This is a genomic window from Nocardioides panacisoli, from assembly GCF_039537325.1.
GTDB lineage: Bacteria > Actinomycetota > Actinomycetes > Propionibacteriales > Nocardioidaceae > Nocardioides > Nocardioides panacisoli.
Genome location: NZ_BAABAH010000011.1, coordinates 116,312 through 142,108, shown reverse-complemented (window position 1 = coordinate 142,108; position 25,797 = coordinate 116,312). Strand labels below are relative to the sequence as shown.

At 72.9% G+C, this 25,797-nt stretch carries 24 protein-coding genes and 1 tRNA gene; 9 read left to right on the top strand and 16 right to left on the bottom strand.

Going from position 1 to position 25,797, the window contains the following annotated elements; genetic code table 11:
- Nucleotides 1–87: 87 nt before the first annotated feature.
- The 9 genes from ABD709_RS15265 to ABD709_RS15225 are packed head-to-tail and all read right to left on the bottom strand — an operon-like array spanning nt 88 to nt 8,247.
- On the bottom strand, nt 88–1,749 hold the full coding sequence (locus tag ABD709_RS15265) for a phospho-sugar mutase (protein ID WP_344776907.1): 1,662 nt from the start codon (nt 1,747–1,749) through the stop codon (nt 88–90).
- A 33-nt stretch (nt 1,750–1,782) separates the two neighbouring features.
- Nucleotides 1,783–2,802, bottom strand: a complete 1,020-nt coding sequence (locus ABD709_RS15260; RefSeq protein WP_344776905.1) for an aldo/keto reductase — start codon at nt 2,800–2,802, stop codon at nt 1,783–1,785.
- Between the two features lie 34 nt (nt 2,803–2,836).
- A complete protein-coding gene (locus ABD709_RS15255; RefSeq protein WP_344776903.1) occupies nt 2,837–3,004 on the bottom strand; it encodes a MerR family transcriptional regulator in 168 nt (55 codons plus the stop codon).
- Nucleotides 3,005–3,012: 8 nt separating this feature from the next.
- Nucleotides 3,013–3,222: a MerR family transcriptional regulator gene (locus tag ABD709_RS15250; RefSeq protein ID WP_344776901.1), complete on the bottom strand. Its 210-nt coding sequence runs from the start codon at nt 3,220–3,222 to the stop codon at nt 3,013–3,015.
- A 43-nt stretch (nt 3,223–3,265) separates the two neighbouring features.
- Entirely contained in the window at nt 3,266–4,576 is a 1,311-nt protein-coding gene (locus ABD709_RS15245) for a TIGR04338 family metallohydrolase (RefSeq protein ID WP_344776899.1), read from the bottom strand.
- Between the two features lie 53 nt (nt 4,577–4,629).
- Nucleotides 4,630–5,355 (bottom strand): flavodoxin family protein, encoded by a 726-nt coding sequence (locus ABD709_RS15240; protein WP_344776897.1) that lies wholly within the window; start codon nt 5,353–5,355, stop codon nt 4,630–4,632.
- Nucleotides 5,355–6,323 (bottom strand): L-histidine N(alpha)-methyltransferase, encoded by a 969-nt coding sequence (gene egtD, locus ABD709_RS15235; protein WP_344776895.1) that lies wholly within the window; start codon nt 6,321–6,323, stop codon nt 5,355–5,357. The genes ABD709_RS15240 and egtD overlap by 1 nt, the downstream gene beginning before the upstream one ends.
- Nucleotides 6,320–7,591, bottom strand: coding sequence for an ergothioneine biosynthesis protein EgtB (gene egtB / locus ABD709_RS15230; RefSeq protein WP_344776893.1), 1,272 nt, complete (start codon nt 7,589–7,591; stop codon nt 6,320–6,322). Before egtB ends, egtD begins: the two co-directional genes overlap by 4 nt.
- Before the next feature lie 44 nt (nt 7,592–7,635).
- Nucleotides 7,636–8,247: a hypothetical protein gene (locus ABD709_RS15225; RefSeq protein WP_344776891.1), complete on the bottom strand. Its 612-nt coding sequence runs from the start codon at nt 8,245–8,247 to the stop codon at nt 7,636–7,638.
- An 85-nt stretch (nt 8,248–8,332) separates the two neighbouring features.
- Between ABD709_RS15225 and ABD709_RS15220 the strand changes: the two genes are divergently transcribed.
- Entirely contained in the window at nt 8,333–9,562 is a 1,230-nt protein-coding gene (locus ABD709_RS15220) for a cation:proton antiporter domain-containing protein (protein ID WP_344776917.1), read from the top strand.
- A gap of 24 nt (nt 9,563–9,586) precedes the next feature.
- Here the strand turns inward: ABD709_RS15220 and ABD709_RS15215 are convergent, their stop codons facing one another.
- The 3 genes from ABD709_RS15215 to ABD709_RS15205 are packed head-to-tail and all read right to left on the bottom strand — an operon-like array spanning nt 9,587 to nt 12,969.
- Nucleotides 9,587–10,147, bottom strand: coding sequence for a hypothetical protein (locus tag ABD709_RS15215; RefSeq protein WP_344776888.1), 561 nt, complete (start codon nt 10,145–10,147; stop codon nt 9,587–9,589).
- A gap of 36 nt (nt 10,148–10,183) precedes the next feature.
- Nucleotides 10,184–12,379, bottom strand: coding sequence for a M64 family metallopeptidase (locus ABD709_RS15210; protein ID WP_344776886.1), 2,196 nt, complete (start codon nt 12,377–12,379; stop codon nt 10,184–10,186).
- Nucleotides 12,380–12,429: 50 nt separating this feature from the next.
- The gene (locus ABD709_RS15205) at nt 12,430–12,969 is read right to left on the bottom strand and encodes a CGNR zinc finger domain-containing protein (protein ID WP_344776884.1); all 540 of its coding nucleotides are present in this window, start codon (nt 12,967–12,969) and stop codon (nt 12,430–12,432) included.
- Between the two features lie 75 nt (nt 12,970–13,044).
- On the opposite strand from ABD709_RS15205, the gene ABD709_RS15200 reads away from it, so the two are divergent.
- Nucleotides 13,045–13,974, top strand: coding sequence for a DMT family transporter (locus ABD709_RS15200; RefSeq protein WP_344776882.1), 930 nt, complete (start codon nt 13,045–13,047; stop codon nt 13,972–13,974).
- A complete protein-coding gene (locus ABD709_RS15195) occupies nt 13,968–14,807 on the top strand; it encodes a GNAT family N-acetyltransferase (protein WP_344776880.1) in 840 nt (279 codons plus the stop codon). The genes ABD709_RS15200 and ABD709_RS15195 overlap by 7 nt, the downstream gene beginning before the upstream one ends.
- Nucleotides 14,808–14,812: 5 nt before the next feature.
- On the opposite strand, the gene ABD709_RS15190 is transcribed toward ABD709_RS15195, so the two are convergent.
- A tRNA-Lys gene (locus tag ABD709_RS15190) sits at nt 14,813–14,888 on the bottom strand.
- 73 nt (nt 14,889–14,961) lie between these two features.
- Nucleotides 14,962–16,539, bottom strand: a complete 1,578-nt coding sequence (locus ABD709_RS15185; protein WP_344776878.1) for a phytoene desaturase family protein — start codon at nt 16,537–16,539, stop codon at nt 14,962–14,964.
- 82 nt (nt 16,540–16,621) lie between these two features.
- Here ABD709_RS15185 and ABD709_RS15180 point away from each other — a divergent pair, with 82 nt between their 5' ends.
- Together ABD709_RS15180 and ABD709_RS15175 are read left to right on the top strand one after the other, a co-directional pair.
- A complete protein-coding gene (locus ABD709_RS15180; RefSeq protein ID WP_344776877.1) occupies nt 16,622–17,569 on the top strand; it encodes a pirin family protein in 948 nt (315 codons plus the stop codon).
- Nucleotides 17,570–17,586: 17 nt separating this feature from the next.
- Entirely contained in the window at nt 17,587–19,533 is a 1,947-nt protein-coding gene (locus ABD709_RS15175; RefSeq protein WP_344776875.1) for a penicillin acylase family protein, read from the top strand.
- Here ABD709_RS15175 and ABD709_RS15170 read toward each other — a convergent pair.
- Both ABD709_RS15170 and ABD709_RS15165 read right to left on the bottom strand, forming a co-directional pair.
- Nucleotides 19,517–20,926: a sensor histidine kinase gene (locus tag ABD709_RS15170; protein ID WP_344776873.1), complete on the bottom strand. Its 1,410-nt coding sequence runs from the start codon at nt 20,924–20,926 to the stop codon at nt 19,517–19,519. The genes ABD709_RS15175 and ABD709_RS15170 overlap by 17 nt on opposite strands.
- Nucleotides 20,923–21,633 carry a response regulator transcription factor gene (locus ABD709_RS15165; RefSeq protein ID WP_344776871.1) on the bottom strand — a complete coding sequence of 237 codons (711 nt, stop codon included), beginning with the start codon at nt 21,631–21,633 and terminating at the stop codon, nt 20,923–20,925. Before ABD709_RS15165 ends, ABD709_RS15170 begins: the two co-directional genes overlap by 4 nt.
- A gap of 33 nt (nt 21,634–21,666) precedes the next feature.
- On the opposite strand from ABD709_RS15165, the gene ABD709_RS15160 reads away from it, so the two are divergent.
- The 4 genes from ABD709_RS15160 to ABD709_RS15145 are packed head-to-tail and all read left to right on the top strand — an operon-like array spanning nt 21,667 to nt 25,794.
- Nucleotides 21,667–23,154 (top strand): hypothetical protein, encoded by a 1,488-nt coding sequence (locus ABD709_RS15160; protein ID WP_344776869.1) that lies wholly within the window; start codon nt 21,667–21,669, stop codon nt 23,152–23,154.
- Nucleotides 23,155–23,202: 48 nt separating this feature from the next.
- The gene (locus ABD709_RS15155; RefSeq protein ID WP_344776867.1) at nt 23,203–24,144 is read left to right on the top strand and encodes an ABC transporter ATP-binding protein; all 942 of its coding nucleotides are present in this window, start codon (nt 23,203–23,205) and stop codon (nt 24,142–24,144) included.
- On the top strand, nt 24,141–25,010 hold the full coding sequence (locus tag ABD709_RS15150; RefSeq protein WP_344776864.1) for an ABC transporter permease: 870 nt from the start codon (nt 24,141–24,143) through the stop codon (nt 25,008–25,010). The genes ABD709_RS15155 and ABD709_RS15150 overlap by 4 nt, the downstream gene beginning before the upstream one ends.
- Nucleotide 25,011: 1 nt before the next feature.
- Entirely contained in the window at nt 25,012–25,794 is a 783-nt protein-coding gene (locus ABD709_RS15145; protein ID WP_344776862.1) for a hypothetical protein, read from the top strand.
- The last annotated feature ends 3 nt before the right edge of the window (nt 25,795–25,797 follow it).

Sequence of the window (25,797 nt, the reverse complement as noted above, 5' to 3'; positions counted from 1 at the left end):
GCTCTCGTCGTGTGATCCTCGCCGAGTCGGCTCAAGCTTGAGCCGACTCGGCGAGTCGGCTCAAGCTTGAGCCGACTCGGCGCCGGGTCAGAGGCCGATGGCCGCGCCGATGTCGGTGCGAAGGGCCGCCAGGCGGTCCGCGGCGGCGGCCCGCGCGGCGTCGAGCTCGCCATCGACGGGCACGACGGCCTCGAGGTAGCACTTGAGCTTCGGCTCGGTGCCGCTCGGCCGGACGATCACCCGGGCGCCGTCGGCGAGGTGGTAGCGCAGCCCGTCGGTCGGCGGGAGGCCGCCGACACCGGTGCTCAGGTCGTCGCAGCGCTCGACGACGAGTCCGCCGAGCTGCTCCGGCGGCGCCGCTCGCAGCCGGTCCATGGCTGCCGCGATCTCGGCGACGTCGGTGACCCGCACCGAGACCTGGTCGGTGGCGTGCACGCCGTGCTCGCGGGCGATGTCGTCGAGCAGGTCGAGCAGCGTGCGCCCGTCCGCCTTGGCGCGCGCCGCGAGCTCGCACAGCAGCAGCGCCGCGGACACGCCGTCCTTGTCGGCGACGTGCTCGGGGTCGACGCAGTAGCCGAGTGCCTCCTCGTAGCCGAAGGCCAGGCCGGGCAGCCGGCCGATCCACTTGAAGCCGGTGAGCGTCTCCTCGTAGTGCTGCCCGTGCGCGGCGGCCTGCTTGCCCAGCAGGCTGGAGGACACGATCGAGGTCGCGTAGGTGCCCTTCCGGCCGGAGTCGAGCAGGTGCTGGGCGAGCAGCGCGCCCACCTCGTCGCCGCGCAGCATCCGCCAGCCGGCCGGTGTCGGCACCGCGGCGGCGCACCGGTCAGCGTCGGGATCGTTCGCGACGACCAGGTCGGCGTCGGACTGCCTCGCGAGCTCGAGCGCCAGGTCGATCGCGCCGGGCTCCTCGGGGTTCGGGAATGCGACGGTCGGGAAGTCGGCGTCCGGCTGCTCCTGCTGCTCGACCACGCGCGGGGCGGCGAACCCGGCCGTCTCGAGCACCTGCTGGACCGAGGTCCCGCCGACGCCGTGCAGCGGCGTGTAGACCACGTCGAGGTCCCGTGGCCCGTCGGGCACGATCGCGGCGACGGTGTCCAGGTAGGAGTCGAGCAGCTCCTCACCGAGGACGCGGCCACCGCCCTCCTCGATCGGGGTCCGCCGCACCGACGCGAGCGAGCCGATCGCTGCGATCCGGGACGCGATGTCGGTGTCCGCCGGGGGGACGATCTGGCTGCCGTCGCCGAGGTACACCTTGTAGCCGTTGTCCTTCGGCGGGTTGTGGCTCGCGGTCACCATCACGCCCGCGACGCACCCGAGCTCGCGGATCGCGTAGGCGAGCACCGGCGTGGGGAGCGGCCGGGGGAGGAGGTACGGCGTCAGCCCGGCGCCGGCCATCACCTCGGCGGTGTCCCTCGCGAAGACGTCGGAGTTGTGCCGGGCGTCGTACCCGATCACGACCGGCCCGACGGTGCCCTGGTCGTGGAGGTACGCCGCCAGCCCGGCCGCCGCGCGGATCACCACGACCCGGTTCATCCGGTTCGGCCCGGCTCCGAGCGCGCCGCGGAGCCCCGCGGTGCCGAATGCCAGGGTGCCGCGGAAGCGGTCCGCCAGCTCCGCCGTCGCCTCGGCGTCCCCGTCCTCGACCCGCTCGAGGAGCTGGGTGAGCTCCTCGCGGGTGCGCGGATCGGGATCCTCGTTGAGCCATGACCGGGCGCGCGTGAGCAGGACGTCGGCGTCGGGCGTACTCATGCGACGCACCCTAGCGACGCCCGGTCGCGGGGCTCACTCGTCGATCGTGCTCATGTCGCCGTAGCGCGCCCCGGCGACCGCGTCACGGGGCACGGCCCGGTCGAGCGCGGCCAGGTCGTCGGCGGTGAGGTCCACGTCGAGCGCGCCGACGTTCTCCTCGAGGTAGCGCACCCGCTTCGTGCCCGGGATCGGCACGACGCCGAGGTCGTCGTCGCCCTGCGCGAGCACCCAGGCGAGCGCGAGCTGACCGAGCGTGCAGCCCTTCGCGGACGCGATCTGCCGGACCCGGTCGACGAGCTGGAGGTTGCTGGCGAGGTTGTCGCCCTGGAAGCGGGGGAAGTACGCCGATCCGCGGCTGTCGCCCTCCGCGATGGTGCCCTCGGTGACGGCTCCGGTGAGGAGGCCGCGGCCGAGCGGGGAGTAGGGGACCAGCCCGATGCCGAGCTCGCGGATCGTCGGCAGGATCTCGTCCTCGACGTCTCGGGTGAAGAGCGAGTACTCGGTCTGCAGCGCGGTGATCGGGTGCACGGCGTGCGCGCGGCGGATGGTCTCGGGGGAGGCCTCGGAGAGACCGAGCTGGCGGACCTTGCCGGCCTCGACGAGCTCCTTCATCGCGCCGACCGTCTCCTCGATCGGGACGGTCTTGTCGACCCGGTGCTGGTAGTAGAGGTCGATGTGGTCGACGCCGAGACGCTGCAGGGAGGCGTCGCAGGCCTGGCGCACGTAGTCGGGCCTGCCGTTGACGCCGACCCGGGTGCCGTCGGGCCGCCGCTCGTTGCCGAACTTCGTCGCGAGCTGGACCTCGTCGCGGTCGCGGCCGCTGGTCGCGATCGCCTTGCCGACCAGCTGCTCGTTGGTGAACGGGCCGTACATGTCGGCGGTGTCGAGGAACGTCACGCCGAGCTCGAGCGCGCGGTGGATGGTCGCGATGCCGCTCTGCTCGTCGGGCGCGCCGTAGAACTCCGACATCCCCATGCAGCCCAGGCCGAGGGCGGAGACGGTGAGCGGGGCGGTGGTGCCGAGGGTGCGGTGACCGGTCGTCGTTGTCGTCATGGCTCCCAGGTAACCCCCTGGAGCGCGCTCCAGGTCAAGCGGAGATCTCGGCCGGCCTGTTCACGAGCTCCTCGTAGAGGTCGATCTTGTAGTCGATCGCGCTCAGGTGGGCGCGCACCTGAGCCAGCTCCTGGAGCACCAGCTCGCGGTGCGCCCGGAGCAGCTCGAGGCGCGCGGCCTCGTTGCCGTCGCCTGCGCGCACCAGGGCGGCTACCTGCGGACGTCGCGGATCGGCATCCCGGTCGCCCGCAGCCGGGTCACCAGCTCGATCCACCGCAGGTCGTCCTCCTGGTAGCGCCGGTGGCCGCTGCTCGCGCGCGGCACCGCCCGCAGCAGCAGGTCGTCCTTCTCGTAGTAGCGCAGGGTGTCGACGGTGAGGCCGAGCCGCTCGGCGGCCTCGGCGATGGAGAGTCCGGTCACCGGCCCAGTCTGACTCCTGGAGTGCGCTCCAGGTCAAGCAGGCTCAGCCGGCCGCGCCGAGCTCGTTCTCGCCGTCGCCGAGCCGGGCGCGGAGGGCCGCGCGGTCGCCCTCGTGGGCGGCGGTCGGCGCGGAGTCCATCGCCGAGCGCCGGTCGCCGGACCAGGTGCCGCGGATGTTGTTGCGCTTCAGCGCCTCGGCGAAGTAGTCGTGCACGTCGAGCTCCTTCTGGCGGAGCGCGAGCGCGGTCTCGGAGGACCGCTCCTCCGGCCCGTCCGGCGAGATCCCGGCCGCGGCGAGGGTCGCCTGCCGGGCCGCCTGCAGCCGCTCGCCGATCCGGTTGCCGTAGGCCTCGTAGAACGCGAGGCGGGCGGTGATCGTCGCGACCGGCTTGTGCACGTAGCGCCGCCTCGAGCGGTCCCAGCGCAGCACCTGGTCGCGGTCGTCGGAGGCGAGGTAGCGCTCGCAGTCGCTCACCATCTGCACCAGGAGCGACTCGTAGAGAGCCTTGGTCACCGCGACGTCCTCGGCGAAGCCGTACATCGTCACCGCGGTGGAGTCGCTGTTGATCGTGCAGCGCAGGTCGTTGGCGTGGGCGACGTTGATCAGCAGCCGCACGTAGCGGGCGAGGCCGCGCTTGCCGCGGTCGCCGATCCGGTAGTGCTCCGAGACCGGCTGGGAGCGGCGCTCCTGGCGGGCGGTGTGCGCCCGCGCGACCGCGAGGGCGATCGAGTGCCGGGTGGCGAGGCCCTGCGCCTTGGCGAGGAAGGCGTCACGCTCGTGCTCGTTGCGGGTGCCCTCGGCCTGCCGCAGCAGCTTCGCGATCCGGGCGAGGGTGCCGTCGTCGAGGTCGTGGCCGACCTGCTCGAGGCCCTCGGAAGCGTAGGCGAGGTGAAGCAGCTCGGCCTGCACCGGGCAGCCGATGTCCTCGAGCAGCCGCAGCAGCGTGGCCCGGAAGCCCGGTCCGTGGCCGGGCTCGCCGGCCAGGTGGTGGGCGATCTCGTGGAGCGCCACGGTGCCGCGCAGGGCCCACCGGCCGCCGACCTCGAACGGAGGCACGGCGATCGCCTGCTCGTCGATGAGGTACTCCGCCCGGGTCCGGCCCCGCCGGGCCCGCACCGTCACGTCGACCAGCTCGCGGCCGTCGTAGCCCCGGTCGTGCTTCCGGAGGTGGGCGAGCACCTGCGCGACGTAGCGCCCGACGGAGCCCGGGTCGGTGAACCGCGGCTCGGTCTCCGGTCGGTAGGAAACGCCGTCGACCGAGATCGCCGGCTGCTCGGGCGACGTCGTGTCGAGCCACGCGGCGAGCTGGTCCTCGGCGGCGTACACCGCCAGCTGGTCGGGGTCCGAGGTCATGCCAGCAGTCTGCCCGGTCCGTCCGACAGGACCGGGACCTCATCCACAGCGCGTCAGCGGTACTCCGGGTTCTCCCAGTCGAACCGCGTGCCGGCGTTCCACTCCGAGCGCTGGTTGCCGTAGCCCGGGACGCCGCCGGCGTCCTTGAGCATCTTCGCCAGGTGCATCAGGTTCCACGTCATGAAGGTGGTGTTGCGGTTGGTGAAGTCGTTCTCGGGCCCACCGCTGCCCGGATCGAGGTAGGACGGGCCGGGGCCCGCCTCGCCGATCCATCCGGCGTCGGCGTTCGGCGGGATCGTGTAGCCGACGTGCTGCAGGGAGTAGAGGACGTTCTGCGCGCAGTGCTTGATGCCGTCCTCGTTGCCCGTGATCAGGCAGCCGGCCACCCGGCCGTAGAAGAGGTACTGGCCCTTGTCGTTGAGCAGGCTGCTCAGCGAGTAGATGCGCTCGATGACCTGCTTGGTCACCGAGGAGTTGTCGCCCAGCCAGATCGGGCCGGCGACGACGAGGATGTCGCTGTCCAGGATCCGCGGATAGATCTCGGGCCACCCGTCGGACTCCCAGCCGTGCTCGCGCATGTCGGGATAGACGCCGGTCGCGATGTCGTGGTCGATGGCGCGGAGCACCTCGACCTCGACACCGTGCTTGCGCATGATCTCCGCGGACGCGTCGACGAGGCCCTGGGTGTGGCTCGGCTCCGGACTGCGTTTGAGGGTGCAGTTGATGAACATCGCGCGCAACCCGCTGAAGTCCCAGGTGGCGTCGTCGGTCTCGGGCATCACGTCTCCTTGCGTGCCAGGGTGAGGGCGTAGTCGCCGTCGGTCCACCACCCGGTGATGGTGAGGCCGACGGCCCCGAGCTCTGCGCGGAGGCGTTCCTCCGTGAACTTGGTGGAGATCTCGATCCGGATCTCCTCGCCCGACGCGAGGTCGAGCTCGAGGTCCGCACCGGGGACCCGGACGTGCTGCGGCATCTCCGCGCGCAGGCGCAGGTCCATCCGCTGCATCCGCCGGTCCCAGAACGGCACGTAGGAGTAGGCGTCGAGGTCGAAGTCGGCGTCGAGCTCGCGGTTGAGCACGCGCAGGCTGTTCTTCACGAACGCCTCGGTGACCCCACCGGGATCGTCGTAGGCCGTGATCAGCCGGTCGGCGTCCTTGACCAGGTCGGTGCCGAGCAGCAGCTCGTCGCCCTCGTCCATCGAGTCCGCGAGGGCGCCGAGGAAGGCGCCACGCTCCTCGACGTAGAAGTTGCCGATGGTGCCTCCCAGGAAGGCGACGAGCTTCCGCCGGTAGCCGGCCAGGTGGCCCAGGTGCAGCGTGAAGTCGGCGACGACGGCCTCGATCGCGGCGCTCGGGTAACGCGTCGCCAGCATGTCGGCGGCCTCCCGCAGCGTCTCCTCCGCCACGTCGACCGGGACGAACCGCTCGAGTCGGCCCGCGGCCGCGAAGGCGTCGAGCAGCACCCGGGTCTTGTCGCTCGTGCCCGAGCCGAGCTCGACCACGGTCGTCGCCCGCGACCGGCGTACGACGTCCGCCGCCGCGTCGAGGAGGATCCGGCGCTCGCTCTCGGTCGGGTAGTACTCCGGAAGCCGGGTGATCTCGTCGAACAGCCGAGCGCCCTCGTCGTCGTAGAGCCACTTCGGCGGCAGCGTCCGGGGAGCGGACCCGAGCCCGCGGCGCACGTCGGAGGCCAGGCTCCCGGCCGCGTGGTCGGCGTCCAGCAGCACCGACACCTTCGGCGCGCTCACGCGGCCGCCCCGTCGGCGAGGCGGAGGCCGGTCACGGGCCAGCGGGCGCCGGGTGGGAAGAAGTTGCGGTAGGACGCCCGCGCGTGACCCGGCGGCGTCAGCGCGCAGCCGCCGCGCAGCACCATCTGGTTGGACATGAACTTGCCGTTGTACTCACCGATCGCGCCGGCCGCCGGGTGGAACCCCGGATAGGGCAGGTAGGCCGAGGACGTCCACTCCCAGCAGTCGCCGAAGAGCTGACGCAGCCCGCCCGTCCCGGGTCCGGCAGCGCGCGGGTGCCAGGTCTCGCCGTCGGCGAGATTGGCCGGCTGCGAGCGGTCCTCGAGCGAGGCGGCGTGCTCCCACTCCGCCTCGGTCGGCAGCCGCTTGCCTGCCCAGGTCGCGTAGGCGTCGGCCTCGTAGTGGCTCACGTGGCAGACCGGCAGCGCCGGGTCGACCGGGAAGGTCCCGTGCAGGGTGTGCTCCAGCCAGACGCCGTCGTGCTCGGTCCAGTAGAACGGGGCTCGCCACTGCTCGCCCTGGACCTTCGCCCAGCCGTCGCTGAGCCACAGCTCCGCGCGCCGGTAGCCGCCGTCGGCCATGAAGTCCAGCCACTCCCCGTTGGTGACCAGCCGGTCCGCGAGCCGGTAGGGCTCCAGCCACTGCTGGTGCCGGGGCAGCTCGTTGTCGAAGCAGAAGGTCCCCTCCGTCGTCGCGTCGTGGCCGATCTCGACCAGGCCGCCGTCGTAGTGCTTCCACCCGAGCCGGCCCGGGTCGGCGCTGCGCAGCGGTGCGCCGGCGTAGACCGGCTGAAGGGGGTTGAGGGACAGCACGTGCTTGATGTCCATCAGCAGCAGCTCCTGGTGCTGCTGCTCGTGGTGGAAGCCGAGCTCGATGGTCGGCGCGAGCTTGCCCAGGGTGCCCTCGTCGATCCCGGAGACCAGGTCGCGCATCCGGTCGTCCACGTTCGAGCGGTAGCGGCCCACGTCGTGGGCGCCGGGCCGGCTGATCACCCCGCGCAGCGGACGGCTGTAGCGCGGGCCGACCGCCTCGTAGTAGCTGTTGAAGAGGAACCAGTACTGGTCCTGGAACTGGCGGAAGGACGACTCGTTCTCGGCGAGCACGAAGGACTCGAAGAACCAGGTCACGTGAGCGCGGTGCCACTTGGTGGGGGAGACGTCCGGCATGGACTGCACGGTCTGGTCCTCGGGCGACAGCGGAGCGGCCAGTCGTTCGGTGTAGGCGCGGACCTCGTCGTACCGGTCCAGCAGCGCATCGGCGGTGGTCATCGAATTCTCCTGGGTCGACGTCGTCGTCACGTACACGGACAGGCTTACAGACCCGCACCGACAGCGGCACCCTCGGCGAACCAGCCGGCCAGGTCGGGCAGCTCGTCGAGGGGACGTGCCGCGCCGAACGGCGCGTTCCAGAAGGGGCCGGAGAACGCGCCGTGCGGGCCGACGTACGCGTAGGGGACCGGGAGGAACCCGTCCCCGGCCGACACCCCGAAGTTGACCTCGTCCACCGTGATGCCGACGTCGAAGTGCTCGGGCCACAGGACGGGCTCCACGTCAGGGCGGAAGGAGCGGAGCGCCGCGGCGCCGCGGGAGAGCGCGGCGAGCACGTGCCGCGCGTGCGCGGCGTCCACGAGCAGGACCTCGTCGGGCCCGATCCCGCTGCCGTCGCTGTAGAGGCCCTCGAGAGAAGAGGGCTCGACGCCGAGCAGCCGGCCGAGCTCCCGGGCCGTGCGCCCGTCGATGGCGACTGTCTCCCCGCCGTGCGCGACCATGCCCTCGGCCACGTGCACCCGGGGTGGCGCGACGGTCTCGAACCCGGCCCCGGCGACGGTCAGCCGGATCGTGCCGCTCTCCTCGTGCTGCGGCCCGGCCAGCAGCAGCTCGGCCACGCCGTGCAGCGAGCGCCGGGTGGTGACGAGGTCGGTCATGGATTCTCTCCGTAACGATCCGGGTGCAGCGGGGACGGTATGAGCACAGTCTCGCGACCCCGGAAGGCGTTACACCGTGACGGAGATGACCGAATCAAGAACATCGTGGCACCGCGTCACGGGCGACGACGTGCCGGACGAGGGGCGGGTACGCAGCACCGTCGTCGACGGGCGGCCGGTGGCGCTGACCCGGTGCGACGGGCTGATCGGGGCGCTCGAGAACAGGTGCCCGGTCGGCCCGTCCGGCCTCGGCTGGCTCGAGCCGGACCTCGCGGTGCAGACGGTCTCTCTTCTCGGCCTGGCGATGTTGTTGTTCCTCGCCGGTCTCGAGGTGGACGCCCGCGCGCTGCGGGGCGCGCTGCTCCCCCTGGCAGCGGCCGGCTACGCGCTGTCGCTCCTGGTCGGGTGGGGGATCGGCGCTGCGCTGGAGGGACTGGGGTGGCTCGACGACGCACTCCTGGTCGGGGTCGCCCTCTCGGCGACGTCGCTCGGTCTCGTGGTCGCCGTGCTGAAGGACGCGCGTCTCCTCGAGACACCGGTGGCCCGGACGGTCGTGGCCTCGGCCTCCTTCGCCGACTTCGCGGCGGTCCTCCTGCTCTCGGTCCTGTTCTCGACCGACGGCGGGAGCGGCGGCGCCCGGGTCGGGCTCTTCCTCCTGTTCGGGCTGGCCGTGGCCGCGGTCGCGATGCTCGTCGCGGCATCCGGTCGCCGGATGCGTGTCGCCGACGTCGTCGTACGTCTCCAGGACTCGACCGCCGAGATCCGGGTCCGTGCCGCCGTGCTGCTGATGGTCGCGCTGGCGGTCTTCGCCGAGCACCTCGGCCTCGAGAGCATCCTGGGCGCGTTCCTCGCCGGGGCCGCGGTCGGTGCGATCGATCGCGACCAGTCCACGCACCCGCAGTTCCGGGTCAAGCTCGACGCCGTCGGCTACGGCTTCCTGATCCCCGTCTTCTTCGTGGCGAGCGGTCTCCGGCTGGACGTCTCGGGCCTGGTCGACGATCCCGCGCAGCTGCTGCGGCTGCCGGTGTACGTCGTCGCGCTGCTGCTGGCCCGCGGCGTCCCGGCCCTGCTCTTCCTCCGCACCTTCGGCCGTCGGGAGACCGTCGCCGCGGCCCTGCTGCAGGCGACGAGTCTCCCGTTCCTGGTGGCGGCCACGCAGATCGGTGTGATCACCGGACGGATCCCCGGCACGACCGCCACCGCCCTGGTGTGTGCCGGACTGGTGTCCGTGCTGGTCTTCCCTGCGGTCGCCGTCGCGAACCTCGGTGGATCGCGACCGCCCGGCGTCCCCGAGGAGGTCCCGCAGCGGGCCTGAGGACGCCGGGCTCGGTGGAGCGGCTCAGCCCTGGTCGATCCAGGGCGTGGCGAACCGGCGCTCCTTGCCGACCCAGTCGACGAGGCCGTGGTGGGTGCCGTCGGTGCGGGTGCCCGAGGCGCGCACGGCGACCCGGATGGCATCGGGGTTCCCGAGCGCGGCGCGCGAGATGATCGCGTGCGCACGGTCCTTGCGGTAGTTGATGTGCAGCACGTAGTCGCCGTGCTCGACGGGGTCGCCCCACTTCGCGACGCCGAAGCCCTCGGTCTCGGAGAGCACGTAGTCGGTCCCGGCGAACAGCCCGGCCGCGAGGACGTACTCCGGACCGCGGTCGCCCGGGTCGGTGTCGATGTAGACGGCCTCACCCGAGCCGCTGGCTGCCTTGCGCACGAGGTTGTCGTGGTAGGTCGTGACGTGGACGTTGTCGGCCCCGTTGCGGACCGAGAGGGCCAGGACGTCCGATCCGTGGAAGGTGTCCTGGGGGTCGTCGATTCCGTAGAGGTCGGCCGAGGCGGCGCCGGCGAGGCCGACGCTGAGGGCAGCGGCCGACAGGGCGACTGCGGTGGTGGCGATGATCTTGTTCATGCCATGGAGATGCACCTTCGGCCGAGAAGGTTGCAATCAGGGCGTGACGTGCACCGAGAGGTCGTCGACGAGCGCGCTGCCGGTGCCCGCGGGGAGCTTGACCGTCAGCCGCGCCGACGTCGGCGCGGCGGCAAGCGTCAGGTCGGCGCTGCGCAGGACGTAGCGAGCCCGGTCGTGCCGGTCGCGGTTCGACCAGGTGAGCCGCAGCGACTGGCTGCCGTCGGCGCCGGTGAGCTTGAGCACCGCCTGGCCGCCCGAGGCGAGGTCGATCGAGTCGAGCGCACCCTCGAGGGTGACCGTGCCGCCGATCGTGAAGCCGGCCACGTCGATGTCCTGGGTGAGGCTCACGCCGTGCCGTGCGGCGACGAGCTTCGCGGCGCAGCTGCCGGTGCGGGCGCGGCTGCTGCAGAGCCGGCTCGCCCCGGACGCGGCGTGCCACGCGGTGCCGAGGCGCTGCTCGAAGCCGCCGTTGCTCAGCGCCTCGAACGGCTCCGGGGCGCCGCCCTGCACGGTCCAGGTCGTCGAGGTGCTCGTGATCCCGACGTCGGACGGGTGCAGGATGCCCGGCAGCGCCTGGGCGGTGGCGACCACGGTGTGGGGGTCGCCGTCGCCGACGAGCTCGTAGGACGCCGTACCGGTGCCGACGTCGCCCTGCTGGACGGTCGTGCCGTCGACGGTCCAGGTGACGTGCGTGCCGGGCGACGGGTGGGTGCTGAGCACGTCCATCGCGAACGTCTGGTGCTGGCCCGGGCTGACCGTCACGGGCGCCCCGGTCGCCGGTTGCTCCGAGGACGGCTCGATCAGGTCGATCCCGAACCCGGCTGCGGTGCCGTCGAACATGCGCAGCGGCAGCTGCTCGCTCTCGACGTCGCCCATGGGCGTGTCGAGGTACTGCATCAGGCACGCGTCGCAGGGTCGGTAGTAGGTGTGCGGGTCGTAGTGACCGCCCTCGAAGTCCCCGACCACCGATGCCGGCTGCGGGGAGGGGGTGGGGATGGGCGTGCCCGCGTCCACCCAGCGCCGCCACTTGAGCGAAGCTCGAACGGTGACGTCGGTGATGTTCGGTGCGCACAGGTCGGTGACGCCGTTCCGGCCGCGGTCCGAGCACGGGGGGTACCCGGGGGTGCTGGTGGTGTACTCGTCGTCGAGCTGCATCAACGAGTGGCCGAGCTCGTGGGTCATCACGCTGACGCCGGAGAGGTTCTTCGAGGTCGTGGCGATGCCGCCGCCGGAGCCGCCGTAGGTCCCGTCGTCGACGACGACCATCAGCTGGTCCCAGTCGGGGTAGGCCGCCGCGTCGGCGTAGACCGCGTCCACGTTCGCCGGCACCAGCAGCCGCTGGATCCCGAAGCTGCAGAAGGTCGAGTCGTAGCGGGTCGTCACGAAGGTCGACGTGGCGGGCGCGTCGGCGTCCGGGCAGCACGCGGGCGCGACCGAGCGGTCGACGCAGCTCGAGGAGTAAGCCGGCTGGTCCGCTCCCTGCTGCGCCGACGGCGCGAACACGCCGACGACGTTCACGAAGTCCCGGTAGCTCTTGTAGGGCTGCACGTCGAAGATGCCGTCGGCCACGTCCTTGGCGTCGTCGGCGAAGTCGTCCTGCTGGCCCGCGGTGTAGCCGTCACCGAGGATCACCAGGTTCAGCCGGTTCGCGGCCGGGCCGTTCGTCCAGCCCGGGATCGGCACCACCGTCGCGGCCCGGGCCGACCGTGCGGCCCTGGCGACGGATCGGCGTACGTCGGTCGCCCGGAACGTCCGGCCGGACCACCGCACCGTCAGCGCGCGCGGCCTCGCCGACGCGGGGACGACCACCTGCGCGACCGGCTCGCGAGCGGTGAGGTGGTCGTGGCCGAGCACCCGGCTCCCGGGCTGGTCGGGGAACTCCCCGCGGACCGTCGTGTCGAACCCGGCCCGGGTGTGCAGGACCGCCCCGCCGGCGGTGCGTACGACGACCCGCGCCCGGCCGGTGCCCCGGCGGAGCGGCGTGGTGGCCGGAGCCCGGCTCGCGACCCGCTCGGCGAGGACCTTCGCAGCGCCGTTGCGCTGGAGACGCACGTCCATGACCCGCACGCGGTGCTTGCCGCCTGACGCCGGCGACGCCGGGGCGGCGGCGGGCGCCTTGCCGATCCCGGCCGCCCGTCCCGGGGATGCCCCGGCGTGTGCCGGGTCCCCCGAGCCCAGGGTGGCGGCGAGCAGGGCCGCGAGAACGAGGACGAGGAGCCGGCCGGCGCGCATGGACGGAGGCTAGGCCCACCAGCGCGGGCGCACCGGGGGATCGGAGAAAGTCAGCGTGACCGTGCGCGGAACGCGGCCGCCTTCGCCCGGTTGCCGCACGCCGCCATGTGGCACCAGCGCCGCGACCCGTTGCGGGTGGTGTCGACGAACACCCAGGCGCACCCGGGGCCGGGGCACGCCTTGAACCGGGACGCCGTCGGCATCGCCGGCAGGCGGATCAGCGCCACGGCCGCGCGAGCGGCGAGATCTCGCGCGAGCGACCCGCGTCCGGGTGCGGTGAGTCCGGGTCTACCGGCGAGGTCGAGCCGCAGCGGCAGCGCGGCCAAGGGGCCGGCATCGATGTCGACCTCGACGCCGTTGTTGCGCAACCCCAGGCGGCGGACCACGTCACGTGCCGCTCGCAGGAGCGCGACCTCCTCCGTGCCTCCCGGACGTCCTGGCACCGGCGCCCCGGAGACGGCTTCCCACCAGGCCTGCACGCTCGCCGCGTCCCGCAGCTCGTCGGGTGAGCCGGGGACGTGTCCCGTGTTGGCGAGCGCGACCAGGAAGTCCTCGTCGTCGGGGGCGCCGAAATCCGGATGCGCGACCATGCTAACCATCGTACGCTGTTTGACGGTTATGCGTGCAGACGGCGCGCGGGCCACGAGACGGGTGAAGGACACGGCATGCACACGAGCGCGCGGGCAGGAGACGCGGCGATACTCGCCGCCGCGGCCGGCTGGGGGCTGAGCACGACGATCTCGGTCGCCGCGCTCGACCGGGTGGGGGCTCCCGACCTGGTCGCGGTCGAGCTGACCGGCGGAGCGGCGCTGCTGGTGGCCGTCGCCGTCGCCCGCCGCCGACTGGCTCGGGCCGGCGCACGCCGGAACTTCCTGCTCGGCCTGCTCGCCCCCGGACTGTCCTTCGTCCTCGGCGACCTGGGACTGAGCATGACCAGCGCGACGGCCGGCAGCCTGCTGCTCGCCGTCGAGCTGCCGATGTCGGTCCTGCTGTCCGTCCTGTTCCTCCGTGAGGTGCTCGACCTGCGCGGTGTGCTCGCCGTCGGGCTCGGCCTGTCGGGGAGCGCGGTGGTCGCGTTCGGCGCCGGCCATCACGGGGACGAGATGTCCACCCTGCTGGGGAACCTGCTCGTGGTCGCCTCGGTGGCCGCCGCCGCGGCCTTCCTCGTCGTCACCCGGAAGCACAACGCGGACGACGGCCTGAACGCCTCGACCTGGCAGACGGTCGGTGCCGCGGTCGGCACGACCCCGTTCGTCGCGTTCGGCTGGCTTCACGACGGCAGTCGGTTGTCGTACGCCGGTCCTTCGGGCTGGGCGCTGTGCGGCGCCGTGCTCGTCTGCACCGCGGTCGCGTCGGTCTGCTTCAACTGGGGGATCAGCCGGGTCCCGGGTGTGCGGGCGTCGCAGCTGCAGAACCTGACGCCCGTCGCCGGGCTGCTCGCCGCGGTGCTGGTCCTGCAGGAGCGCCCGAGCGCGATCCAGCTGCTCGGCGGCGTGCTGGTGGTGGCGGCGATCGTCGTCCTGGCGCGGGCCGAGGTGGACCCGGTCCCCGGCGTCACGCCCGACGCCGTGCTCGCCGAGAGGAGCCGATGGTGATCGTCGACCTCGAGCTGGCGGCTCGGATCGAGCGTGCCGAGGCAGAGTTCATGGCCGCCTGCAGCCGCGCGGCGGCGACGCGGTACGGCGTGCCTACGTTCCGCGTCCCGATCGCCGGCGGCTTCGCGACCTATGCAGGCGACGACTCGCCGTTCAACAAGGTCGCCGGCACCGGGTTCGGCGGCGTGCCGACGGGCGCCACCCTCGACGACGTGGAGCGGCGGTACGCGGAGCACCGCAGCCCGGTCGGATTCGAGATCTCGACGCTCGCCGAGCCGGCCCTCTTCGAGATGCTGACGGGCCGTGACTACCTGCTCGTCGGCTTCGAGGACGTGCTGGTACGTGCCCTGAGCCCGCGCCCGAGGGCCGCGGCACCGCCCGACCGCGAGATCGCAGTCACGCGGGCCGAGGACCGGATCGCGGTCTGGATGGACGTGGCCGTCGAGTCCGCGCTGACCCCGGACGACCACGGTGTCCCTCAGCTTGACGCCTTCCCGCGGCAGGCCCTGGAGACGGCCGAGCAGATCGGGATCGACGCCGGCGCTCGCGCCTACCTGGCGACCGTCGGCGGCCGGCCCGCGGGTGCCGGCGGACTTCGGATCTCCGGCCCGCTCGCGCAGCTCACCGGCGCCGGGACGCTTCCGACCTATCGGCGCCGCGGTGTCCAGGCCGAGCTGGTGCGGGTCCGCCTGGCCGACGCGCGGGCCGCCGGCTGCGAGCACGCCGTGGTCACGACGCAGCCCGGCTCGACGTCGCAGGCGAACATGCGCCGGGCCGGTTTCGAGCTGGGCTACTCGCGGGCCGTCCTGGCCCGACGGGCCGAGGCGGGGTGAAGCTCTGGTACACCCCCTCGGACTCGAACCGAGAACCCGCTGATTAAGAGTCAGCTGCTCTGCCAATTGAGCTAGGGGTGCTCGCGATGAACGCGAGGTCAGACGTTACCAGCGGGCGACGGTGCGGAGAAAATCGGGAGGCCCTCCCGAGCGGTCAGCGCGACTCGAGGACGGCCTGGGCGGCGTTGTGGCCGCCGATGCCGGAGACGGCGCCGCCGCGGCGGGCGCCGGCGCCGCAGAGGACGACGGCGTCGACGCCGGTCTGCACGCCCCAGCGCTCGGCGGGGGTCTCGAGCCGGGCGCGCTTGGGGACCCACGGCCAGTCGAGGTCGCCGTGGAAGATGTGGCCGCCGGGCATCGCGACGTCGGCCTCGACGTCCTGCGGGATCTTGGCCTCGATGCAGGGATCGCCGTTGGCGTCGGTGGCGAGGCAGGACTCGATCGGGTCGACCAGGTGGGCGTCGAGGGAGGCCAGTGCTCGGCGTACGGCCTCCTGCTTGGCGGCACCCGGGTCGCCGGCGAACAGCGAGGCGGGCGTGTGCAGGCCGAAGTAGGTCAGGGTGTGGGTGCCCTCGGGCATCCCCTCGACGATCGAGGGGTCGGTCAGCGTGTGGCAGTAGACCTCGCCGGGCAGCGGGTCGGGAAGCCTGCCGGCGGCGGCGGTGGCGTACGCCGTCTCGAGGTTGCTGTAGTCCTCGGCGAGGTGCAGCGTCCCGGCGAACGCGACGGCCGGGTCGACGCCCGACTCGAGCCGGGGCAGCCGGTCGAGCAGCAGGTTGATCTTGAGCTGCGAGCCCTGGGGCTTGGTGGCGGGGTCCTCCTCGCCGCCGAGCAGGATGCCGAGCACCCACGGGGCGACGTTCGCGAGCACGTGCCGTGCGCGGACGCTGTGCCGGGTGGAGCCGTCGTCCCAGACCACCTCGGCGCCGTCCTCGGCCGTGGCGCCGGTGTGGATCGCGCTGACGCCGGCGCTGGTGACGATCTCGGCGCCCGCGTCGGTCGCTGCCCGGGCGAGCGCGCCCGTCACGGCGCCCATCCCGCCGACCGGCACCCGCCACTCGCCGGAGCCGTTGCCGATCAGGTGGTAGAGGAAGCAGCGGTTCTGGACCAGGCTGGGGTCGTGCAGGGACGCGAAGGTCCCGATCAGGGCGTCCGTCGCGACGACACCGCGCACGGTGTCGTCGGTGAACCGCCGCTCGATCGCCTCGCCGAGCGGGCGCTCGACGACGTCGGTCCACGTCGTGCGGTCGACCTGGGCGCGGATCGTGTCCGTGCGGGGGAGCGGCTTCAGCAGGGTCGGCGAGACGACCCACGCCAGCCGCAGCATGTCGGTGTAGAACGTCTGCCACGCCCGGTAGGCGTCGTCGGAGCCGGTCAGCTCCTCGAAGCTCTGCCGGGTGGCCTCGCGCTCGAGCCGCTCCACGAGCAGGCCGCCTGGCTTGCCGTCCCTCGTCACCGGTGTGTACGACGCCGTCGGCCTGCTCTCCAGCCGGAGGTCCAGGCCCAGGTCGCGCTGGATCACGTCCGGCAGCAGGGAGACCAGGTAGGAGTAGCGCGACAGCCGCGCCGGAAGGCCCGGGAACGGCTCGGTCGACACCGCGGCGCCGCCGACGTGGTCGAGCCGCTCCAGCACGAGCACGGAGAGCCCGGCCCGCGCGAGGTAGGCCGCCGCGGTCAGTCCGTTGTGGCCTGCCCCGACCACCACGGCGTCGTACTCGGTCCGGGAAGTCACGGCTCGACCCTAGCGATCGGGAATGCCGCGGACCGACACCGTGGTTGAATGATCAACTACCTACTACCAGGAGGTGGGCAACATGCCCGCGATCACCGTCGACGACCTCACCGTGCTGCAGCGGATCACCGGCCCGGGGCTGGGCGACCAGCCGCGCCCCGTGCGGCAGGTGACCACCGCGCCGCAGGGCTACGAGGGCGAGGGCTTTCCCGTCCGGAGGGCGTTCGCCGGCATCGACATGGCCGACCTCGACCCGTTCGTGCACATGGACCAGATGGGTGAGGTGGAGTACGCGCCGGGTGAGCCCAAGGGCACTCCGTGGCACCCGCACCGCGGCTTCGAGACGGTCACCTACATGATCGACGGGGTCATGGACCACCAGGACAGCCACGGTGGCGGCGGGTCGATCACCAACGGCGACACCCAGTGGATGACCGCCGGCTCGGGGATCCTGCACATCGAGACGCCGCCGGAGTGGCTGGTCCAGAAGGGCGGCCTCTTCCACGGCATCCAGCTCTGGGTGAACCTGCCGCGCGACGCGAAGATGAACCAGCCGAAGTACCAGGACATCCACCGCGGCGAGGTCGCACTGCTCACCAGCGACGACGCCGGCGCGCTGGTCCGGGTGATCGCCGGTGACGTCGCCGGCCACGCCGGCCCCGGATCGACGTACACGCCGATGACGCTGGTGCACGCCACGCTCGAGCCCGGTGCCCGGCTCGAGCTGCCCTGGCAGGCCGACTACAACGCGATCGCCTACGTGCTGTCCGGCAGGGGCTCCGTCGGCCTCGACAAGCAGCCTGTCCGGATGGGACAGACCGCGCTGTTCGGCGCGGGCGACTACCTCACCCTCGAGGCGGACGAGAGCCAGGAGAGCCGAGCGCCCAGGCTCGACGTGCTGGTGCTCGGCGGCCGGCCGATCCGCGAGCCCGTCGCCTGGGCCGGGCCGTTCGTCATGAACACCAAGGCCGAGGTGATGGAGGCCTACACCGACTTCCAGAAGGGTCGCTTCGGGCACATCCCGGCGTGACCCCTTACTGTCCGGGCATGGCTCGGCTCTACCGCGACGCGTACGGCGTGCCCCACCTCCGCGCGGCCTCGGTGCTCGAGCTCGCGCGGCTCCAGGGCGAGGTGACGGCCCGCGACCGGACCTGGCAGCTCGAGTGGCTCCGGCGCCGGGCGACCGGCACGACCGCCGAGCTGGTCGGCGCCGACGGCGTGTCGTGGGACCGCTTCTCCCGGCGGATGCGGACCGTCGAGACCGCGCAGCGCGCCTTCGCGACGTGCTCGGAGGAGACGCGGGGCTTCGTGGCGGCGTACGCCGAGGGCGTGCGCGCCGGGCTCGCGCAGGTGGACCCGGCGTCCGTGCCCGAGCTGGATCGAACCGGCGCGGTGCCGGAGGAGTGGCCGGAGTGGATGCCGCTGGCGACGTTCCTCGCCCAGCACCTGCTGTTCGCGAACCTCGGCGGCATCCTCTGGAAGCGCCTCGCGACGGCGGTCCTCGGCGAGGACGAGCGGTTCCTCTCCGCGCAGGACCCGACCGCGTCGGGCAGCAACGCGTGGGCCGCAGGAGGTGCCCGTACGGCGAGCGGCCTGCCGCTCATCGGCGGCGACCCGCACCGGATCATCGAGCAGCCGGGCGTCTACCAGCAGGTCCGGCTGTGCTGCGAGGACCCGGCGGACTCCTTCGACGTCGTCGGCTTCACGTTCGTGGGCGTGCCGGGCGTCCAGCACTTCGCGCACGCGGGCGAGGTCGCCTGGGCGATCACCAACGCCTGCGCGGACTACCAGGACGTCCGGGAGGAGGCCGAACCCCCGGCGGAGGTCGTCTCGACGCGTTCCGAGACGATCCAGGTCCGGGGCGCCGAGCCGGTGACGTTCGACGTGACGACGACCCCGTGGGGGATGGTCTTCGAGGACGGGTTCTCCGTCCGCACCCCGTCCTGGGTGCTCGGCGACCTCGGGTTCGACGCGATCCTGCCGCTGCTGCGGGCCCGCAGCGTCGACGACGTCGACCGGGCGCTGGACGCCTGGGCCGAGCCCGTGAACAACGCCGTGATCGCCGACCGGACGGGTGCGGTGCGCTACCGGATCGCCGGGCGGGTGCCGGTGCGCGACGCCGCGGGTGGCTGGACCGGTTGGCTCGAGGAGCCGAACCGCGCCGAGGTCCCGGCCGCCGGTCACGTCGTGACGGCCAACGAGCGGCGCGGCCCGGAGAGCGCCGCGATCGGGTCGGTGTTCGCGGCGCCCTACCGCGCCGCCCGGATCCACGCCCTGCTCGACGGGCGTGCCGGGCTCGACCGTGACGCCTACGTCGCGATCCACAACGACACGCTGCTGCAGACGGTGCCGATGGTCACCGCGCTGGTGCCGGGAGCGTTCGACGGCTGGGACGGCCGGATGGACGCCGGCTCCCGCGACGCCGCGCGGTACGCCGCGTTCCGGTCCGCGCTGGTCCGCCGCCTCGCGGCGGACCCGGCCCTCGCGAAGCTGGTCGCGCCGCCGGCCGGCCACGAGCACGAGGAGGTCTTCGCGCCCTGGCTCAACGCGACCTACCGGATCGGCTCGGCCCTGCCGCGGCTGGCGAACGAGACGCTCGCGGGCAACGCGCCACTCGGCATCGACCTGGTCGCGCACGCGCGGGCCGCGCTCGCGGAGGCCGACACCGGCGGGGCCCTCTGGGGGGACACGCACGTCGTGGAGCCGGTCCACGTGCTCGACGAGGGCGAGATCCCGGCGCTGCCGGTCTCCGGTGACGCCGACTGCGTGCGCTGCTGCGTCTCCTACCCGGCACTCGCCGACGAGTGCAGCCGCGGCTCGGTGGCCCGCTACGTCTGGGACCTCGCGGACCGCACCGCTGGCGGCTGGGTGGTGCCCACGGGCGCGGTCGGCGTACCTCTGGACCCGCACCACCACGACCAGCTCCCGCTGTGGGCCGAGGGCCGGCTCGCGCCGATCGTCACCGACTGGGAGCTGCTCACGCCGGTGGAGTAGCCGCAGGGACCAGCACGGTCGCGGTCATCTCCGGGCCGTGCCCGCACTCCAGCGGGGCCGGGGTCCCCCAGGTCGCGTGCTGCCCGTCGTGGCACAGGCGGAGCTCCCCGCCGGCCTCGGAGACGAGCTGCTCGACGAGGGCCAGGCCGAGGCCCGAGCCCGGCCGCGCCCGCGCGTCCGGAGCCCGGGTGAACCGGGCGGTGGCCCGGCCGAGGAGGTCGCCCGGGATGCCGGGGCCGGCGTCCGACACGCGTACGGCGACGTACCCGTCCTGCTCCGCGACCACCACGCGCACGGGCGGCGTGCCGTGGACGAACGCGTTCTCGACGAGGTTCGTGACGATGCGCTGCAGCCCGTGCTCGTCGATGGCGGCGTGCACCGGCGTGACGGGCAGCTCCGCGGTGAGCTCGGAGACCTGCTCGGGGCGGGCGAGCCGCCGGCGCTGGATCACGGCGCTCACCACGTTGCCGACATCGGTGCTGCCGCCGGCCGGCCGGCGCGCCGCGCCGACCTCGAGCAGCTGCTCCGCGAGGTCGATCAGCCGGGTCACGTCGACGAACAGCTCGTCGAGGACCTGCTCGTGCTGCTCGATGTCGCGCTCGCGGCGCCGCGCCAGCTGGATGCGGGACTTGAGCAGCGTGAGCGGGGTGCGCAGCTCGTGGCTGGCGTCGTCGATGAACCGGCGCTCGCGGTCCAGGGCCTCCTCGAGCGCGGCCAGCATGTCGTTGAGGGTGTGCCCGAGCCGCGTGACCTCGTCGTTCCGGCCCGGCGGGACCTCGAGCCGGAGCCCGCCGGCGCCGGCGGTGATCTCGGCGGCGCGGCGCCGGTACCGCTCCACCGGCCGCAGCGCGAGCCGGGCCAGGACGTCTCCGACGAGGGCGGCGATCAGCAGCGACCCCGTGCCCGCGAGCACCAGCTGGACCAGCAGCTCGCGCAGCGCCTCGTCGCGGTGGTCGCGGCGCAGCCCGACGACCAGGTACGCCGCCTGTCCGTCCCCGCCGCCGAACGGCGTGATCCGCAGCCGATAGGGATCGTGCGACCCCGGGAGCAGGCTGCCGGTGTCGAGGGTCACCGACGAGGTGTCGCTGAGCCGTCCCGTCGTGATCAACGGGTCGAAGGGCGCCTTCCCGCCCCGGTCGAGCACCTCTCCGTCGCTGTCGAGCACCTGCCACGCCGCTCCGGTCGCGTCGGCGGCCTCGGTGTCGGACACGCCGCCGTCGTTGCGGACCAGTGGTGCCAGGGTCGCCGTCGCCTGGGTCAGCTCGGTGTCCAGCTGCCGGTCGAGCGCGTACTGCACCCGCCAGTAGACGAACGTCCCGGCGCAGCTGAGCAGCACCAGCATCGCGGCGACGAACCCCGCCACCAGCCGGAACCGCAGCGGCAGCCGGCTCATCGCCCGGTCTCGACCCGGTAGCCCGCACCGCGCACGGTGGTGATCGTGCTCGTGCCGAACGGCTTGTCGATCTTGGCGCGGATCGTCGCGAGGTGGACGTCGATCACGTTGGAGCGCAGGTCGGTCTCGCCGTCCCACACCTCGTCGAGGATCGAGTAGCGCGAGACGACCTTGCCGGCGTTCGCCACGAGCAGGCGCAGGATCGCGAACTCGCGTGCGGAGAGCTCGATCTCGGTGCCGCCGCGGCGGACCCGGTGGGCGTCGGCGTCGACGACCAGGTCGCCGACGGTGAGCACGCCCTCCTCGTCGTAGGACGAGCGCCGGTGCAGGGCGCGCAGCCGGGCGAGGAGCTCGTCGAGGTCGAACGGCTTCGGCAGGTAGTCGTCGGCTCCGGCGTCGAGACCGCTGATCCGGTCGCGGACCTCACCACGCGCGGTCAGCATCAGCACAGGGGTGGTGACGCCGGCGTGGCGCAGCCGGCGGCAGACCGTGGCCCCGTCGGTGCCGGGGAGCATCCGGTCGAGCAGCAGCACGTCGAAGCCGTTGCCTTCCTCCAGCGCGCGACCGTAGGCGTCGGTGCCGTCGTGCACGAGGTCGACGGCCCAGCCGGCCTCGGCGAGGGACTGGGCGAGCAGGTCGGCGAGGCGGACGTCGTCCTCGGCCACCAGGATCCGCACCGTTCCGTACCTCCTCAGCGGGGCTGTCACCGGCAAGCCTCCACCACGGGGGATCATGTCAGCGTGTGGCGGACGGCGTGGACCGGACGGGTCGACCGGTACGGCGTGCCCGCGCTGGTCGTCGCCGCGGCGCTCCTGCGCCTCCCGTTCCTCGGCGCCCCGCTGTCCTCGGACGAGGGCGGGTTCCTGATGGTCGGCGGCCAGTGGTCGCCCGGAACCTCGCTCTACGGCGACTACTGGGTCGACCGTCCGCCCCTGCTGATCACGATCTACCAGCTGGCGGACCTGCTCGGCGGCGGCATCGCGCTGCGACTGATCGGCATCGTCGCCGTCGGCGTCTCCGTCGTCCTCGCGGCGGGCGTCGGCCGGCTCGCCGCGCCGGCCGACCGGCGGGCGCCACTGGTGGCGGCGGCCGCGGCCGCGATCTTCCTCACCAGCCCCTTGTACGGCGCCCGCGAGGTCGACGGCGAGCTGCTGGCCGTGCCGTTCCTCCTCGCCGGCATGCTCGCGGTGCTGAGCGCGACGAGCGGCCACGGCGGCCCACGCGCCTGGGCGCTCGCGGGGCTGGCGGCCGTGGCCGCCGTCAGCATCAAGCAGAACATGTTCGACGTGGGTGTCGCCGTCGCCGCCGCGGTCGGCTGGATGCTGTGGAACCGGCACTGGCGCGCCGCCGGCGTCGCCGCGGCGGCCTTCGCCGCCGGGGCCGCGGTCATGCTCGGGACGGTGCTCGGCTGGGCCGCGTTGCACGGGACCACGGTCCCCGGGCTCTGGGACGCGGTCGTCAAGTTCCGCGCCGCCGCGGCACGGGTGATCGCCTCCTCCGCCACCGGCACCAACGAGTTCCGCGCCCAGGGCCTGGTCGCGGCGTTCCTCCTCAGCGGCGCCCTGGGCATCCTCCTCGTCGCGGTGCTGCCGTCGCTGCGGAGGCGCAACGGGCGGCACGTGCTCCTGGACCACCCCGACCACCCGCACGCGGACCTCGTCGTCCTGGCCGCGGCTGTGGCGGCCTGGGAGGCGTTCTCCGTGATCGCCGGGGGCAGCTACTGGCTGCACTACCTGATCGGCACGGTCCCGGGCCTCGTCCTCGTCGCCGCGGTGTCGATCCGCTACCGACCCGGCCGACTGCGCCTCACCGGCAACGTCCTGGCCTACGCAGCCGTGCTCGCGGTCGCCGGCACCGCGGTGGTCGCGCCCGTCGTCGGCGACCCCACCCCGAGCACCCAGGTGGGCGACTTCCTCGAGAGGCGGGCCGATCCCGGCGACACCGGTGTGGTCGCCTTCGGCTACGCGACGCTGCTGCACGACGCGGGCCTCAGCAGCCCTTACCCCCACCTCTGGAGCCTGCCGGTCCGCGTGCGCGACCCGGAGCTCGCGCGGCTGACGAGGATCCTGCGCGGCCCGGACGCGCCGACCTGGGTGGTCGTCATGGGCGACAGCACGACGACCTGGGGCGTCGACGGCACGACCGCCGACGAGGCCATCGACGAGCGCTACCGCCAGGTGCGGGTCATCGACGACTGGCACGTCTACCACCTCGACGAGGGGCGCTGAGCGCAGCTTCACGGTCTCTTCATGGACGTCCGCCTACGGTCCCCGACCATGACCGATGAGCTCGCCGTCGACGCGCGCGGCGTCACCAAGTCGTTCGGGTCGCTGCGCGCCGTCGACAGCATCACGCTGCAGGTCGCGCCGGGGGAGGTCTACGGCGTCCTGGGGCCCAACGGGGCCGGGAAGACCACCTTCCTCCGGATGCTCTTCGGGCTGATCCGCCCGGACGCCGGGAGCATCAGCATCTTCGGCCGCACCTGGGCCGCGGACGGGGTCCATGCACTGGACGGCGTCGCCGGCTTCATCGAGAGCCCGGGTTTCTACGGGTACCTCACCGGTCGTCAGAACCTCGAGGGCCTGGCGCTTCTCGACGGCGGTGCTCCGCGCGGCCTGGTCGACGAGGTGCTCGAGGTCGTCGACCTCGCCGACCGGGCCCACGAGAAGGTGCGGGGCTACTCCTACGGCATGCGGCAGCGGCTCGGCGTGGCCGCCAGCCTGCTGCGGCGACCGCGCCTGCTGATCCTCGACGAGCCCGCCAACGGCCTGGACCCCGCGGGCATCCGAGACATGCGGGCGCTGGTCAAGCGACTGGCGGAGAGCGGCCTCACCGTGCTGCTCAGCTCGCACCACATGGACGAGGTCGAGGAGATCTGCGACAACGTCACGATCATGCGGCGGGGGACGGTCGCCTTCCACGGGACGATCGCCGACCTGCGTGCGATGGCGCCCGATCCCGGCCACGTCCTGCGGACGACCGACGACGAGCGGGCGATGGCCGTGGCCGCTGCACACCCCGCGGTCCGGGTCGAGCGCGACCACGCCGAAGGCGGCCTGGTCGCCACCGGCCAGCAGCTCGCGGTGTCGTCGTACGTCGCCGACCTGGTGCGCAACGAGCTCGGACTGCTCGCCCTCACGCCGACCCGCACCCCTCTCGAGGCGCTCTTCTTCATGCTGACCGACGCCGATGCCTCGCCCGAGGCGGTGACGGCATGACCGCGCACCTGGCCGAACCGATCGCCGCGGATGCTCGGGCGGCCTCCCGTCGCCGGCCCGCGCTCGGCGTGCTGCGCTGGGAGGTCCGCAAGCTCGTTGCCCAGTGGCGCACCCGTTCCGTCCTGCTCGCGGGGGCGATCGCGCCCGTCGTCGTGGTCTTCGTCATGCGCGGCCAGAGCCGGCCGCCGAAGGACTCCTTGTTCGGGCGCTACGCGCTCGACAACGGGTTCGCGCTCGCGCTGCTGATCCTCGGCTTCGCGTCGCAGTGGGTGCTCCCGCTCCTGACGGCGATCGTCGCGGGCGACATCTTCGCAAGCGAGGACCAGCAGGGAACATGGAAGACCGTGCTCACGCGGTCGGCGAGCCGTAGCCGCCTGTTCGGTGCGAAGGTCGTCGCCGCGCTCGGCTTCGCGGTGCTCACGCTCGCCGTCGTGGCCGTCTCGACGACGGCAGCGAGCGTGCTGGTCGTCGGCCACCAGCCGCTGACCGGCCTGACCGGCCAGGTGATCCCGTCCAGCGCCGCCCTCCGGCTGGTCTCCGAGAGCTGGCTCAGCATGCTGCCGGCGACGCTCGGGTTCACCTGCTTGGCGATCCTGCTCTCGGTGTGGAGCCGGAACGCCGCCGTGGGCATCGCGGCCCCGGTCGTGCTCGGCATGGTCATGCAGATGGTCGGGTCCCTCGGTGGTGTCGAGGCGATCCGCCCGTTCCTGCTCACCACGCCCTACGAGGCATGGCACGGCCTGATGACCGCCCCGCAGTTCATCGGCCCGATGAAGGAGGGGCTGCTCACGTGCGGCCTGTGGTGCGTCGCCACGCTCGCCGCCGCCTTCGTCCTGCTCCGCCGTCGCGACATCACGGGAGGCTGACATGCGCCGCATCGTCATCACGTCAGTGGCCGTCCTGGCCGTCGTCCTCGGCATCGGGTCGGCCGTCGTCGCCACGGGCGGCGACAGCATCGTCACCAAGGCGCGCGTCGAGCGCTCCCTGCCACAGGTGTTCTCCAACATCTACCTCCAGCAGGCCGACCTGCTCGGCCACACCGGCCTGACGGCCGCGTCGCTCGACGCGACGGCGATGTGCGACAAGGGCGGCCCGGACCACCCCGACGTAGGCCCCGGTGGCGACTGGATCTGCCTGATGAGCTGGACGGACCCCAACGTCCCGATGCCGCCCGAGGGCTACGGGAAGTTCGAGCTCAACATCCACAGCAACGGCTGCTACACGGCGAGCGGCTCGAGCAAGCTGCTGGGGTACCAGACCATCACCGACGCGAAGGGTGACGAGGTCTACAACCCGGCCTACGAGTTCGACGGCTGCTTCGACCCCAACGGTGACGACGCGCCCACCGGTCACAGCTTCGAGTCGGTGCTGAGCGTGCTCAGCACCAGCGTCAAGCCGGACCCGCACGGCGCCGCGACCATCCAGATCGGCTGTGGCACCGGCGACGGTGGGTGCTCGGGCACGGTCACCGCGACCGCGGGCGGCAAAGCGCTCGGCACAGTGCCGTTCGCGATGCAGGAGGAGCGGACCGGCGAGCTGGCCTTCCCGACCGCGTTCCCTGCGGGCACCAAGGAGGTCACCTTCACCGTCGAGGAGGACAAGGGCTTCGGACCGACCGGTCCGGTCACCCTGCCCGTCCTGGGCGGCTGATGC